The 15,433-nt window shown below is 38.7% G+C and carries 12 protein-coding genes; 6 read left to right on the plus strand and 6 right to left on the minus strand.

The annotated features are described in order from the left end of the window. Nucleotides 1-371: 371 nt before the first annotated feature. Nucleotides 372-1,664, minus strand: a complete 1,293-nt coding sequence (gene brnQ / locus AC5YCE_RS07505) for a branched-chain amino acid transport system II carrier protein (RefSeq protein WP_496171578.1) — start codon at nucleotides 1,662-1,664, stop codon at nucleotides 372-374. Nucleotides 1,665-2,015: 351 nt separating this feature from the next. Between brnQ and map the strand changes: the two genes are divergently transcribed. After that, complete coding sequence (gene map / locus AC5YCE_RS07510; RefSeq protein WP_496171579.1) at nucleotides 2,016-2,810, plus strand: type I methionyl aminopeptidase; 795 nt, start codon at nucleotides 2,016-2,018, stop codon at nucleotides 2,808-2,810. Between the two features lie 149 nt (nucleotides 2,811-2,959). Here map and AC5YCE_RS07515 read toward each other — a convergent pair whose 3' ends face one another. The 4 genes from AC5YCE_RS07515 to aceR form a co-directional block, all read right to left on the minus strand. Then, a complete protein-coding gene (locus AC5YCE_RS07515) occupies nucleotides 2,960-4,162 on the minus strand; it encodes a benzoate/H(+) symporter BenE family transporter (RefSeq protein WP_496171580.1) in 1,203 nt (400 codons plus the stop codon). 157 nt (nucleotides 4,163-4,319) lie between these two features. Then, on the minus strand, nucleotides 4,320-4,967 hold the full coding sequence (leuE, locus tag AC5YCE_RS07520) for a leucine efflux protein LeuE (RefSeq protein WP_496171581.1): 648 nt from the start codon (nucleotides 4,965-4,967) through the stop codon (nucleotides 4,320-4,322). A 94-nt stretch (nucleotides 4,968-5,061) separates the two neighbouring features. Further along, nucleotides 5,062-6,051, minus strand: coding sequence for a transaldolase (tal, locus tag AC5YCE_RS07525; protein ID WP_496171582.1), 990 nt, complete (start codon nucleotides 6,049-6,051; stop codon nucleotides 5,062-5,064). Between the two features lie 89 nt (nucleotides 6,052-6,140). Beyond that, nucleotides 6,141-7,031 carry an HTH-type transcriptional regulator AceR gene (aceR, locus tag AC5YCE_RS07530; protein WP_496171583.1) on the minus strand — a complete coding sequence of 297 codons (891 nt, stop codon included), beginning with the start codon at nucleotides 7,029-7,031 and terminating at the stop codon, nucleotides 6,141-6,143. 119 nt (nucleotides 7,032-7,150) lie between these two features. On the opposite strand from aceR, the gene aceI reads away from it, so the two are divergent. Further along, nucleotides 7,151-7,573, plus strand: a complete 423-nt coding sequence (aceI, locus tag AC5YCE_RS07535) for a chlorhexidine efflux PACE transporter AceI (RefSeq protein WP_496171584.1) — start codon at nucleotides 7,151-7,153, stop codon at nucleotides 7,571-7,573. Between the two features lie 145 nt (nucleotides 7,574-7,718). Here the strand turns inward: aceI and AC5YCE_RS07540 are convergent, their stop codons facing one another. Continuing rightward, nucleotides 7,719-9,245, minus strand: coding sequence for an acetyl-CoA C-acetyltransferase (locus AC5YCE_RS07540; RefSeq protein WP_496171585.1), 1,527 nt, complete (start codon nucleotides 9,243-9,245; stop codon nucleotides 7,719-7,721). Nucleotides 9,246-9,483: 238 nt separating this feature from the next. Here AC5YCE_RS07540 and AC5YCE_RS07545 point away from each other — a divergent pair, with 238 nt between their 5' ends. The 4 genes from AC5YCE_RS07545 (at nucleotide 9,484) to cpaA (ending at nucleotide 15,427) form a co-directional block, all read left to right on the plus strand. Next, the gene (locus AC5YCE_RS07545; protein ID WP_496126854.1) at nucleotides 9,484-10,875 is read left to right on the plus strand and encodes a 3-oxoacyl-ACP reductase; all 1,392 of its coding nucleotides are present in this window, start codon (nucleotides 9,484-9,486) and stop codon (nucleotides 10,873-10,875) included. A gap of 293 nt (nucleotides 10,876-11,168) precedes the next feature. Continuing rightward, the gene (locus AC5YCE_RS07550) at nucleotides 11,169-12,023 is read left to right on the plus strand and encodes a MaoC family dehydratase (protein WP_496171586.1); all 855 of its coding nucleotides are present in this window, start codon (nucleotides 11,169-11,171) and stop codon (nucleotides 12,021-12,023) included. A 263-nt stretch (nucleotides 12,024-12,286) separates the two neighbouring features. Further along, nucleotides 12,287-13,561, plus strand: coding sequence for a serine hydrolase domain-containing protein (locus AC5YCE_RS07555; RefSeq protein WP_496171611.1), 1,275 nt, complete (start codon nucleotides 12,287-12,289; stop codon nucleotides 13,559-13,561). Nucleotides 13,562-13,651: 90 nt separating this feature from the next. Beyond that, nucleotides 13,652-15,427: a metalloendopeptidase CpaA gene (cpaA, locus tag AC5YCE_RS07560; RefSeq protein ID WP_496171612.1), complete on the plus strand. Its 1,776-nt coding sequence runs from the start codon at nucleotides 13,652-13,654 to the stop codon at nucleotides 15,425-15,427. Nucleotides 15,428-15,433: the final 6 nt, after the last annotated feature.

Below are 15,433 nucleotides of genomic sequence, written 5' to 3' on the forward strand. Positions count from 1 at the left end.
AAATACAAAGACCAAAAATTTCGGATTAAATTTAATTTATTGTGGATTAAATCACATGATAAGGATTAACTATCAGAATTAAATAGGAAAATACAATGTTTATGAAGAGTACTTTGTGAATGAGTTTATGAAGAATCGTAAATAGTTATGGGTCATCTTTAGTGAGTACTTGTAACAAAAGACTTACAAGGATGAAAAAAAATTTGTCATCATATTTTTAAGAAAATTTAATTTTTATTGTTAATCGTTCATCTGGAAAAATTAAATCTAAAGTGTAATCAATAAAAGTCCGTGGGATAAACGAGACGATTATTGCTCACCAGCAGCTCAAGGTTTGGGTAAAACTATGAAGCGCCATTCAATTTAATCTGTTATTTCTTCAACTTGTCGATAGCAATGCAAAGAACTAAAACGATCAATGATGGAATAAGCCATGCGAGGTTTTGTGCACTGAGTGGTAGATGCGTAATCCATTGAGGTAGAACATTTTCAAATCCTGCCACTTTTAAACCATCAATGATTCCGAACGCAAAAGCGACCGCCGTCACGGGTGCAATCACTCGAGAAGGTTGATTGAAAAAGTTCCAGCAGAAACCAAGTAAAATCACAGTAATTGCAGGTGGGTAAATTGCACTTAATACCGGAACTGAGAATGCAATTAATTTAGTCAAACCTAAGTTTGAAATAACAAATGCAAAACCAACGAGAATTAAAACCCATTTTTGATAACTGAGTTTTGTGATTTGCGAGAAATACTCAGCACATGCACAGGTCAGTCCAATTGCAGTTACCATACACGCAATAAAAATCATTGCACCGAGGAATAATGAACCGTAATCACCAAAGGCATGTTGCACATAAGCATGCAGAATGATTGCACCATTTGCAGCATTCGGCGCTATATCATGACTTCCTAAGCCTAATTTGAATAAGCTGAGATAGACAAGGGTTAAACCGATCCCTGAAATCAAACCTGCGTACACTGCATATTTGGTAATCAGTGCTTTATCGGTCACCCCGCGTGAACGAATGGCATTAATAATCACAATACCAAATACCAATGCTCCTAACGTGTCCATGGTTAAATAACCATTTACGAAACCTTCAGAGATTGGACTGGCTACATAGTTATCGATAGGGGCTGGAATCATTCCTGTAGGAATTAAAAATGCAGAACCACCAAGAATAATTAAGGCTAAGATTTTTAAAGGTGACAGGACATAACCGACAGTGTCTAAAATCTTATTTGGATAGAGCGATACAAGCGTAACGAATGCAAAATAAATCGCACTATAGATCAATAAACTTGAAGCGGACGTTCCAAAATATGAAGAGAACCCAATTTCATAAGAAACTGTTGCAGTACGTGGAGTCGCAAATAATGGACCGACAGCAAGGTAGCATGAAATGGTTAAGATTAAACTTGCAACTTTTCCAAGCGGAGAACTCAACGCTTGAATCGAGCCTTCAACACGTGACAAAGCAATAATGGTCATCACAGGTAAGCCCACAGCAGTGATTAAGAAACCAAATGCTGCAAGCCAAACATGTTCACCTGCTTGTTGAGCCACAATAGGAGGGAAAATAATATTGCCCGCACCAATAAAAAGTGCAAAGGTCATAAAACCTAAAGCAATAATATCCCGAGTACTTAAATTCGTCATAATGGGAGGTGGTTTGAACAAAAGGAAGCGATTTTAGAGCAAAAGAATTTTTTTTGTAGGGTGTATTTTAGAAGCTTCAGTTCGTTAAATGGTATGTCATGTAAGGGCTTAGGTCTAAACTTAATAATTAATAAAATTAATTGATTGATAATATACAAATTATTTATTAATGAGTTAAATAAAAAATAGAAACAATATTGAATTATGGATTTTAGAATATTTGTGAATATTTTTTGTTTGGTTAAAGTTTGTTCAATGAGAGGCTTGATTGGTTTTTTTTAGAAATATAACAATCTGTGAAATTTAAGTAAAAGGCATATACTATGTCCAACGTTCTTAGAGGTGACTCACATGAAAGCATCAAAAATCACAATCAAAACTCAAGAAGATATTGCCAAACTGCGTATTTCAGGGCGTTTGGCTGCAGAAGTTTTGGCGATGATTGGTGAGTATGTGAAGCCTGGTGTAACGACTGAATATCTCGATGATATTTGTAATGAATACATCGTTAAAACCTTAAAGGTCATTCCTGCAAATATCGGTTATTACGGTTATACCAAAACGACGTGTATTTCACCCAATGAAGTGGTGTGTCATGGTATTCCATCCGCTAAAACGATATTAGAAGATGGTGACATTATTAATATTGATGTGGCAATTATCAAAGATGGTTACTACGGTGATACCAGTCGTATGTACTATGTCGGTGGTATCAAGCCTGAAGCAAAAAAATTAGTGGATACAACGTATGAGGCGATGGTTGCGGGTATCCATGCGGTTAAACTAGGGGCGACTCTAGGGGATATTGGTTTCGCTATTCAATCTGTAGCTCAGCGTGAGGGCTATAGCATTGTCCGTGAATATTGTGGACATGGGATTGGTAAGGTTTATCACGAACAACCCAATGTGATGCACTATGGTCAGGCGGGTCAGGGTATCGTGCTGAAAACGGGCATGGTATTCACCATCGAGCCAATGATCAATGCAGGTAAGGCCAAGGTCAAAGAGCTGAAAGATGGTTGGACAGTCGTGACTGCTGACAAGTCGCTTTCGGCGCAGTGGGAACATATGGTTGCTGTTACCGATGACGGTTTTGAATTGCTGACACCTTGGCCAGAAGGTACAGGATCATATCCTGCTATCTAGACATTTCTGATTTTTGAAAATGCTGTGACTGACCAAAAAGCTTATTAAAACTAATAAGCTTTTTTTAACGCTAGAACTTATGTTTCTTAGGATTTGTTTCATAGGATTATGGGAATAGTGACTCTAAATCAGCACTAATAATGAATGGTCTAAATCTTGAGTTTAAAGATTCGATAAACCACATAACCAAAGACTAAGCCCCAAAAAGCAGATCCAATTCCAAAAAACTGTACGCCTGATGCTGAAAATAAGAAGGTCATCAATGCTGCTTCACGTTCATCAATTTGCTGAAAAGCAATGCTGATGTTATGTCCGATCGTTGCAAAAAGCGCTATGCCTGCTAAAGCGACAATGAAGACAGATGGAAATGAAATCAATAAAGTCGTCAAAGTAGACGCGAATAACCCCATCATAATGTAGAAGAATCCGCAGCTGATTCCCGCAATATATCTTTTTTGAGGGTCAGGATGGGCTTGTTCATCGAGGCTTGCCGCGGCACTGATGGCTGCAATATTCGATGAAAATGCTCCAAAAGGAGCAAATAGAGTTTGAGCAAGGCCTGTCCATCCTACAAGCTGGCGAACATGGGGTTGGTAACCATAACTTTTGATCATTGCGATACCAGGCAAGTATTGCGAAGCCATGTTAATAATAAACAAGGGAATAGCTAATCCAAGCAAGCTTTGTAGGGTAAAGTTTGGGTTGATCCAAACAGGTTGAGTGAGTGAGAAATCTAAATCTGGAATTTGAAATTGCATAAACCAAGGACAAATTACGAAACCGATGATTACTGTAATGACAATGCAATAACGTGGTAATGCTTTTTTCAATACAACATAGGATGCTAATAAAATTAAAATAAATCCCCAATGGGTTTGTAATGTTCCGAATACTTCGATTCCAAATTTGAGTAAAACCCCTGCTAGCATTACACTGGTTAAGCTCTTTGGTATGACGTTGAGAATGCGCTCAAACGCGCCAAGGAATCCAAGAATAGCAGTGATGATGCCGCTAATGATAAATGCAGCGATTGCCTCATTCAGCGAATAACCACTTCCTGTTGCAATAATGAGTGCCAGTCCAGCAGTTGACCAAGAAGTTGCAACTGGATACTTAAATTTCCAAGAGAGAATTAATCCCGACAAGCCGATACTTAAACCCAATGCCCAAAACCATGAGCTGATTTGGGCTGTGTTTGCTCCCAACATTTGAGCGGCTTGAATGACCAATACAGAAGAAACACTGATGCCAATGAGAAAAGTAATAAATCCCGCAAAGACAGCGGTAATAGAAAAGTCTTGAATTAGTTTGGATAAAGATTGCAATAAAGATTGTGATAAAGAGCTTGGCATAATAATTCAGCGTATTTTTAATTCGATCTGATGTGCATCATCATACGGTTATTCGATGGTGACGTGAAGGTGAATCCTTACAAAGCTAATGATCCATCAAAGCTAATCTGATTTAGTCCTATTCAATCTACTCAAGATGAATAGAAACATTAGGATTTTAGAGGGTTGAGAATGCAAGTTTAATTCCGAATCCACAGAACAGTAGTCCAATAGATGCCACCGCTAGAGCAGAGAGTTTATAGCGACTATTGAAGTAAGAAGCGATCCTGACTCCTGAGAAAATTAATAGGCTCAAATACGCCATACTCATGATTTGTAGAATAGTTGCGAGCACCGTAAAACTTAATGCTGGGTAAGCATAGCTTGGATCGACAAACTGAATAAAAAACGATAAATAAAACATAATCGCTTTTGGATTCAGCACGCTAATGGTGAGTGCAGTTCGAAAAGGGTGAAATTTTTCTGGTTTTGAGTTTGAGCTAAAATCAAGAGATTGAGCTTTTCGAGTCCATGTATGAAAAGCAGCGATAAAGAGCCTTATGCCTAAGTAAGATAAATAAATTGCCCCAATGGCTTTCAGTAAAATAAACAGCCAAGGAAAAGTATGAAGCAAGGTTGCTGCACCTAAAACCGTAGCCAAAATCAGAATGCAGTCGCCAAAAAAGACCCCAAGCGCTCCGATATACCCTGTTCGAATGCCATAACGGGTTGCTATAGACATCACATATAGCGAGTTTGGTCCTGGTAGTACGATGATCAATACTGTGCCAATGATAAATGTAACAATATCAGTAATACCAAACACTCGACGTCTCGCTTCTAGATTACAATTTGAAAATGAAAAATCGAGTCAGATGACTCGATTCGATAGATTTTGTGAGGATAAGCTATAGCGTCGTTTATGCCTCGATTTCAGCATCAAAACCAAACGATTGACGCAATAAAACATTGAGTTGTTGGCGTGCCTTGATAAAGCCATCAATACCACTTTGCAATAATTGGCTCGCCATCAAATCTTTTTCAATTTCTGTTTTGAAATGATCTTTATCTAAAACTGTATCTTCAATGATTGGTTGTTCAAGTGCTTCGGCAGTAGAAAGTTGCGCTTTCACCTCACGATCATCTTGTGATAAATCAGATAATAGATTTGGGGAAACGGTCAGTAAATCACATCCAGCCAATCCAAGTACTTGATCGACGCTACGGAAACTTGCACCCATAATCTCTGTTTTAATCTGATGTTGTTTAAAGAAGGTATAAATTTGCTTAACAGATAAAACCCCTGGATCTTTTTCGATAGGGTATTGGTCTACTCCTTCAGCTTTTTTATACCAATCTAAAATACGTCCCACAAATGGAGAAATTAAAGTGACTTTGGCATCAGCACATGCTTTAGCTTGATGTAAGCCAAATAACAGGGTGAGGTTACAATGTATCCCTTCAGCTTCCAGTGATTTCGCGGCTTGAATGCCTTCCCATGTCGAAGCAATCTTAATTAAAATTCTATTTTGATCAATACCGTAATCTTTATAGAGTGCCAGAAGCTCTTTGGCTTTCTCGATGGTTGCTTCTGTGTCATAAGACAATGCTGCATCGACTTCAGTGGATACACGACCATCAATTAATTTTAAAATTTCAACGCCTAATTTAACCGTTAAAATATCAATTGTACGTTCGATAAGTAAGTCAGCAGTAAAACCTTCTGCTTTGGCTTGTGCATATGCATCTTCAATGAGAATCTTATTTTCAGGAAGAGTCGCTGCAGCCGTAATTAAAGATGGATTAGTCGTTGCGTCTAAAGGACGGAATTTTTCAATTGCCGTTAAATCACCTGTATCTGCAACGATGGTGGTGATTGCTTTTAATTGGTCTAACGCTGTATGTTTCATTGCAATTTAATTCTTAGTTAAAATACTTGTTACTGCTTTTATATCACATGCTGATTTGTTGTCAGCTTCAAATTAACTTAAAAATACGATTATTTAGCTGAAATACGCACATTTCTGAGGTGATTAATCAAAAAACGAGCAGCAGCCCCTTGCGTACTTTGACGATTCCATACTAAATCCACGTAATATTCAAATTCAGGCGTGAAATCTGACAACTGCATAATTTTAAGTTTTGATCTCAATAAAGGATTTTCAATCAGCATTTGATAGGGCAAAACCCCCCAACCTAAATTGTCGGAAATCAGCATCGCAGCTGAATGGTGATTATCCGTCCGCCAATATTGATTTGAGTAAAGCAGCTCAGGTTTAATGTTTTTATCACGGCTTGCGACCACGATTTGCCGATTTTTAAGCAGTTCTTCAAATCGAATGTGTTCAAATTGAGCTAGAGGATGATTGGTGGATACAACAGGAACAAGTTTTTCTCTTTTCACCTCTACAAATTGTTCGCCGTGCTCTAAATGCTCTCTTTCAAAAATTAAAGCCAGTTGAGCACTTTGGTTAAACAGCATTTTTAAAGCGTCTTCTTGCGGTGCAGTAATAATATTGACTTGCAAGCTTGGAAATTGATTTTCAAGTAAGGCAATATATTCAGTCCATTGAGTATGTAAAAGCTCCGAAACGACGACAATGTTTAAGGACGACTCTAATCCCTCACTTAATGCATGCGCATGTTGTTTCCATTGGCTCATCTCGATGAGTAGTTGTTGTGTTTTCTCATATAGAACCAAAGCCTGTGCTGTAGGTTTGGGCTCTCGACCAACTCTTTCAAAAAGTTGAATATTTAAATCAATCTCTAAATTAGCGATAGCCATGCTTACAGCAGAAGGTACTTTTCCCAAATCTCGAGCAGCTGCAGAGAATGATCCTAATTCCATCACGGTTTTAAAAATGGTGAGTTGTTCTTGATTAATATTCATTGTGCTTCCTGCAAACAAAGCCATCTATCAATAATATTGAAAGATTCTAACTCGAATCATCTAAATTTATAAAATAATATCTCCAGCAATATATTTATTCTTATAAAGAGAGATTTAAAATGTTTTTTTCCAAAAGAAGGATTGTTCATGCCTTGAGCTATGAAATCATCCTGTTAGTGATTATTGCGCTTGCCTTGAGTTATATTTTTGAAATGCCATTAGAGGTTACTGGGGTTCTCGGTATTGTTATGGCGGTGACGTCCGTGATTTGGAATATGGTGTTTAACCATTATTTTGAGAAATTCGAAGCAAAACATCAACTCAAAAGAACTGTAAAAATACGTGTCCTGCATGCGATTGGTTTTGAAGGTGGTTTAATGCTTGCGACAATTCCAATGTTAGCTTATGCAATGAAAATGAATTTATGGGAAGCTATTGTTCTAGATTTCAGTTTGACCCTGTGTATATTGGTGTATACCTTTATCTTTCAATGGTGTTATGACTTGATCGAAGCCAAAATGGGTTATGTTGTTATTCAATAATGAAATAAAACGTCATCGTTGAACTTTCAGTGAGAAGTCATGATTAATCCCTCTAAATATGAGCTATCAATCACCATTAAATACCCTAAAAAGAAAACAAAAAAGCACCTCAATCGAGGTGCTTTTTGACTGAACTACTACGCGATTATTTTTCAATAATTGCAGTTACACCTTGCCCACCAGCAGCACAGATCGAAACGAGCACACGACCTGAACCCTTTTGGTGAATCAATTTTGCAGCTGTTGCGATGATACGACCACCAGTTGCAGCAAATGGATGACCAGCAGCTAGTGATGAGCCTTTTACATTTAATTTAGAGCGATCGATAGAACCTAATGGTGCATCTAAGCCTAAACGCTCTTTACAGAATTTTGGATCTTCCCACGCTTTAAGCGTTGAAAGCACTTGAGATGCAAATGCTTCGTGAATTTCATAATAATCAAAATCTTGTAATTTGAGACCAGCACGATCCAACATACGTGGAACAGCATAAGCAGGCGCCATTAACAAACCTTCTTTTTTCTCTACAAAATCAACCGCAGCAGTTTCAGAGAAAGAAAGATACGCTAAAATTTCATGACCATTGGCTTTTGCCCATTCTTCAGAAGCTAAAAGTACACATGAAGCACCATCAGTCAGTGGCGTTGAATTACCCGCAGTCATGGTGCGAGCATCACCTTTACCAAAAGCAGGTTTAAGTTTTGCAAGTTTTTCTACAGATGAATCAGGTCGTAAATTATTATCACGCTCAAGACCTAAGAATGGTGTAATTAAATCATCGAAGAAACCTTCTTCGTATGCTTTGCCCATTTTTTGATGTGAAGAAGCGGCAAGTTCATCCTGAGCTTCACGCGAAATACCCCATTCAAGCGTCGTGATTGCTTGATGATCACCCATCGATAAACCTGTACGTGGCTCACCATTTTTAGGCGCATCGAGTAAATCCTTAACATTGATTTTAGTCAGGGCTTTTAAGCGATCTTTAGCTGTTTTGGCAATATTCAGTTCTAGTAGAGCTTTACGAAGACCATCACCAAAAGCAATGGGCGCATCAGATGTGGTATCTACACCACCAGCAACACCGACTTCAATTTGACCAAGGGCAATTTTGTTCGCCACTAAAAATGCAGCTTGTAAACCTGTACCACATGCTTGCTGAATGTCATAAGCTGGAGTTTCAGGTGCCAGTTCTGTATTTAAAACACATTCACGCGTCATGTTGAAATCACGGCTATGTTTAAGTACAGCACCTGCAACCACTTCGCCTAAACGCTGACCTTTTAAGTTGAAACGCTCAACTAACCCATTTAATGCTGCAGTAAACATATCCATGTTGGTTGCTGTGAAGTAAGCACCGTTTGAGCGAGCGAAGGGAATACGATTTCCCCCAATAATTGCAACACGGCGTACAGTATTTTGACTCATAGTTTTATCCTGTTGAGCAGAAGATTTAATTTTGATTGTTGCTTTAGACGTTGATGTTTTTGTATTAGCAGGGCTACTTTTGCGTGGCTTAGTTGTAGAACGCATAGCTGAAGCTTTTGAAGTATTTGTGTTAGTCGAAGCTGTCTGTGTACTTGAACTTGCTTTAGAGCGAGTTTTTGATGTATTTGACACTGTTTCTTTGGCAGAATTTTCGACTGTTGGATTTTCTTGAGTTGTTTTGCTCATAAGGCTTTTCCAAGCATATTTACGATATTCTAGGACTGTAGATTAGCATATCTGAAATGTAGTCGAATTGACTATAATGACATTTAACAAAACGTTCAGGTCAAGACATACATAGATTAACTCAAGTATTATTTATCTGAAACAGATGGATCATTTATATTATAAGTGTTTGAGATTACATAGAAGTTCGAAACGCACTTAGATCCACTATAAATTACTTTGTCGAGAGATCACATTCATGACTGACCAATATCAAGCATTTTCAAAATCTCCAATTGGTAAATTTGTCATTAAAAATTTAGGTTTACCAACCCCACTTGAATTAGATCGTTTTACTTCTCCTACACCTGTGATTCAAGGTGCTGTGCTTTTAGGTGCTGCACCATCTAGCCAACTTTCTGGTGATATTGCTCAAGTTCTTGCGAATATTCATGCCAATACATATGCAGGAAATAATTCAGAATTACAACAAGCGGCAGCTAAGGTGGGTTTAAATGTCGGTGCGTTCAATGAGGGCGATAAAGAATCAAAATTTAAAGCTGTCGTGTTTGATGCTTCAGGGATTCAAAATTCAGAACAATTAAATGAATTACATAAATTCTTTAATCCAATCGCGCGTCAGATTCAAGCTTCAGGTCGTGTCATTGTAGTCGGTTTAACGCCAGAGCAAGCTCCGACAGTTAAACAGGCGATTGCTCAACGTGCGCTTGAAGGTTTTGTAAAGTCTGTGGGTAAGGAATTTAAAAAAGGTATTGCAGCGCAATTGGTGTATGTGGATCAAGATGCAGCTTCAAATGTGGAGTCGACTTTACGTTTCTTATTGTCACCACGTTCTGCCTATGTATCTGGTCAAGTGATTCGTGTGTCTAAGGCAACTGTGCTTGATGTGGATTGGACTAAACCACTTGCAGGTAAGACCGCTGTTGTTACAGGCGCAAGTCGAGGTATTGGTGAGGCGATTGCACATGTCTTGTCTCGTGATGGCGCGCATGTGATTTGTCTCGATGTTCCTCAACAACAAGCAGATTTGGATCGTGTGGCAAGTGAAATTGGTGGTTCAACGCTAGCCATTGATATTACTGCGGCTGATGCAGGTGAGAAGATTAAGACTGCAGCAGATCAGCAAGGTGGACTAGATATTATTGTTCACAATGCAGGAATTACGCGCGACAAAACTTTGGCAAATATGAAGCCTGAGCTTTGGGATTTGGTGATCAATATCAACTTGGCTGCGATTGAACGCGTGAATGATTATTTACTTGAAAATTCAGGCTTAAATGAAAATGGACGCATTGTATGTGTGTCTTCAATTTCAGGCATTGCCGGTAACTTAGGTCAAACCAACTATGCTGCTTCAAAAGCAGGTGTGATTGGCTTGGTTAAATTCACCGCACCCATCTTGAAAAATGGTGTCACCATCAATGCTGTAGCACCTGGTTTTATTGAAACACAAATGACGGCAGCGATTCCATTTGCTATTCGTGAAGCAGGACGTCGTATGAACTCTATGAGCCAAGGTGGTCAGCCTGTTGATGTGGCTGAAACGATTGCATTATTTGCATCTACAGCTTCTACAGGTTTGAACGGCAATGTGGTACGCGTGTGCGGTCAAAGCCTGTTAGGTGCTTAATACTAGTTACTTAATACTAGGTACTTAATATTAGCTCCCCATTCTTCAATTTGATCATGCATACATATGATCGGATGTCACAAGCCTTTCTCAATAGAAGGGCTTGTGTTACATATAAGACAGAAAACTTTAATCCTAAGCGTATTTCAAACCTGAGTTTTGAGTTATTTTTTCAAAATTTTTGTTTTGATACGTAGTTAAAATGTTGATCCTAAGCAAATTGTTAAATTTCATTGTTTGGATGGAAGATAATAATTTGAGTCTATTAAAATATAAAAATTGAAAGGTCTGGTATGAATACTCGTCATTTTAGTCAACTGCCAAAACCGTACTTGGCTTATCCAAAAGTAATTCAAGGCTTAATTTTTAAAAAGCCTAAAGGTGAAAAAGTACTACCGCAGGTTGAGTATGTGGTGGATTCATTTAAAACCGACTCAAAACATTTAAAAGCCTACAATGAAATTTGTGGTTATCAGCAAAATGGCTATGTTCCTGCGACCTATTTGGCAGTTGTGTCGCAAAGCCTACAAATGCATATGATGACCACAGAAGCTTTCCCATTTGCATTGTTGGGTTTGGTTCACATTCGGAATGTGGTCAAACAAACGCGGAAAATTGGCGTGAATGAAACGATGACGCTATCTTGCAAATTTGGTGAGCTCAAAGCACATGATAAAGGACTTCAGTTTGACTTTTTAACCACAGCTAAAATTAATGGTGAAGTGGTGATGGAAGGTCTAACCACTTATCTGGCGCGTCAAAAAACAGAAGGCATTGTACAGCCTAAATTCAAAGAAGAAAGCGTGCCCGATTATCAGTTAAAAGCGGTCTGGGATGTTGCAGAAAATACAGGTCGCCGTTATGCAATGTCATCTGGCGACTTTAATCTGATTCATATTCATGCTGTCACTGCAAAAGCATTTGGCTTTAAGCAGGCGATTGCACATGGTATGTGGAGTAAAGCGCGTGCATTGGCAAGTTTAGAGTTGCCAGATGCCTATGAAGCAGATGTTCATTTTAAACTGCCGATGTTTTTACCATCCAAAGTTGAGTTTTTAACAGCTGAACAAAATGGCAATACCCATATTTTAATTCGCAATGAGAAATCACAGAAGCCACATGTGGCGGGTGTTTTGAAAACACTATAATCAGAACAAGAAGCCTGAACACAAGGTTTGGGCTTTTTTCGATTTGATGTAAATGATTCTAACATTAGATGAAAGGCGATGTTTTGTATAAGCAGCGTTGTACAACGAGATTAAATTTGATATTCATAATTTTCATGATGAATTTTTAGTTGGCTTTATCAATAGTTGTGAGAGCGATTCTATTTAAGCTGTTCTATTTAAGTTGTGATTAAATACATGAAACTCGATATAAAAAAACATAACAATAAGGATATGTAATGAAACTGATTCGTGATTACCTGCATGCTGATCATAATAATTATCAAGGCCATGTAGATCCAAGATTTAAAGATTTGGCGACAAATTTTAGTCGCTTACAAGATTCGCGTAGTGAGCAAGGCGGTGCTGCGCTTGCTGTCTATTTTAAAGGCGAAAAAGTTGTTGATATTTATACAGGCAAAAAGTCAAAAAATGAATTATGGAAGAACGATACATTATCCGTGTGTTATTCGACGGGTAAGGGAATACTAGCCACGCTGGTTCATATCTTGGTGAGTCATCGTTTTTTAGATTATGATCAGCCCATTGCGGATTATTGGCCTGAATTTGCTCAGTATGGTAAAGAAAAGCTATCGCTGAGACATGTCTTGAGCCATGAATCAGGGTTGTACGATATACGTAACAGGATTGGTCAAGCATCCGAAATGTCTGATTGGCAACATATGTTGCAAGTGATGGAACGGAGTCAACCACGATTTGAAATCGGTTCACAAAATGCCTATCAAGCACTGACTTTTGGATGGTTAGTCGGTGGTGCGATGGAAAAAGCAACACAAAGACCTTTACAGGATTTGATGAAACTTTATCTTACTGCACCGCTTGAACTCGATGGCGCTTATTTCGGTGTTCCGAAAAATGAGATTGGTCGTATTGCAAAACCGCTCAATTATCAAGATCCAGACATGCGTGCACTCAAGGCAGAACAAAAGAAAAACCAACCTAAGCTTAAAACACGAGAAAAGCACAAGCCTGATTTAATAGCAAAAGCCATCGAACTATCGGGGCAAAACCCTGAAGATTTTCTAGATGCGATGGTGCCTAAGGGAATGGCACGTTTTAGCTTTTTTGACGATGACACTTTGCAAAGCATGATTCCTGCTGCGAATGGTGTATTCACTGCAAGAAGCCTTGCAAAAATCTACGCGATGCTGGCTCAAGGCGGACGATGGAATAATATTGAACTGATTGACCCAGCGACCTTTGAAGCACTGAGTACCATTCAAAATCATGGGCGAGACCGAGTCATGCCGATTCCAATGAAATGGCGTTTGGGTTACCACAGAGTACTGACCTTGGGAAAACGTGCCAATCAAGGTTTTGGTCATATTGGCTACAATGGGTCAGGCGCTTGGTGTGATCCTGAGCGGGAACTGAGCTTTGCTTATACGCATAATTTTCCAACAGGTTCGATTACTGGTGATTATCGTTTGTGGGGCTTGAGCCAAGAAACTCTACGCTGTGCAGATTTGATCATCCATGGTAAAAAAGGTTGGTTCTAAGCTTGACTCATCAGTTATTTGGATAACTAGAATTAAACAAACTTTATTTATACAATTTGCACACTATAAATTTAAACTTAATAATAAGAGCTGTTCATGAAAAATAAAATATCGCTATTCGTCGCAACGTGTCTTTTGAGTGGTGTTGTTGCAAGTACCGTTCTGACGCCAAATACCAATAAAAACAGTGGTCTTATCCCTTCGGGGTATAGTGATTTACAATTTAATCTATCGAATGGTAATTGGGTTCAAAACCTGAGCTTGCCATCATCAGCCAATGATAAAGATGTGATTACGATTAGTTCTCAAGCTGGGTATGTATCTTATCTTGATGCATCCAACACAGATTTACCGTTAGAATCGTTAACCATTCGCCAAGGTCAGACCTATCGTTTTATTTTCAATAAAGCTATAAATCAATGGCGTGTCAATCCTGTCGTGAGCTATCCGAGTAATGGTGTTAATGACTTTGTTGTCATTAGCAACAATGAAATGATTCAAAAAGTACATGTACGGAATGGACAATGGGCACGTCAAATTACATTGCCAAATAATGTTGCTGAAGGCACGCTAATTAACGTGGTGTCTGAAGCGAGTTATGATTCCTCTATAAATACATCAAATTTACTGTTTCCGAGTAGCTACATTCTAAAAAATGGAGACAGTTTTTGGTTTAAATATTCTAAAGAGCTAAGTAAATGGGTTCCTGAAAATGTGAGTCCTTATCAGCTCAAGGCACAAGATGTCGGGTCTAAAATCACAACGATCAAAGCACCACTCACAGAAGTTATTTTTGCAGATGGCAATTGGATTCCAAGCTTAGAACTCCCTCAAAATGCTAAAGATCGTGACCGTATCGTAGTGAAATCTTCTGCAACTTGGGAAGCGACCATTTCTAATACCAATATCAATACCCAAGCAACGTTGAAACTAAACCACGGTGATCGCTATGAGTTTATGTATGTGGCTGATATTGCGAAATGGGTACTGATGTCTTCACCACAATTACATGTAGACGCCAAATCTTTGACGGATCAAAAACTTCCTGATATGAAACAACCGATCACACGAGTAAAAATCGGTAATGCCAATTGGCAAGCGACTTTAGCTCTACCTTCTAAAGCCAGCATTGGAGATAAAGTAATCTTTAGCTCATTGGCGGATTGGAGTACCACGATCACTGCATCAAATGGTTTAAAGCAGACGATTTCCAAAGGTGAGAATCAGCGCTATGTATTTAGTGCAACAGGATGGATTAAAGACAGCTATACCATTGATATGTTGTTGGTGAATAGTCCAGAAGTGTCTAAGTCCTTGGGTGCGAATGCTGCCAAGATTCGGATGTTAGAAGCGCAAGATCTCACCAATGTGGCAGCAGAAAACTCTCATGCTCAATTTTATATTCGAGACGTAGGTTATCTTGAGTATAGAATCCCTGGCAGTACCCAATTAGGGGATATTACGGGCGCGGGTCGTGATGACAAGATGATTCAAAATGAACGTAATCGTGTAAAAGCGGATGCCGTTTACTATCAAGGCAATGAAGAAGGCTGTGGCTTAGCTTGGCTTAATAGAACACCATCAGCGTATTATATGTTGGGCACCGGTAGTACCAATTGTGGTTTGTCAGTCATGCGCCATGAGTTTGGACATAATATGGGTGTAGATCATAATGATAGTCATGATTCTGCTCGTGGTTTTGCACATCCTTTAGGTAGCACGATTATGGGGGGGAACTCACTTCCATTTTTCTCAAGTCCTACTTTGTATCATCCAAAATATGGTTATCGTTTAGGTTTAACCAATAAAACGGATGCTTTGAGCATGATTAATAAGAATGCTTCCGCTGTTTCTCAATTTCGTTAATCGTTG

It is taken from the genome of Acinetobacter sp. CY79 (genome assembly GCF_059515845.1).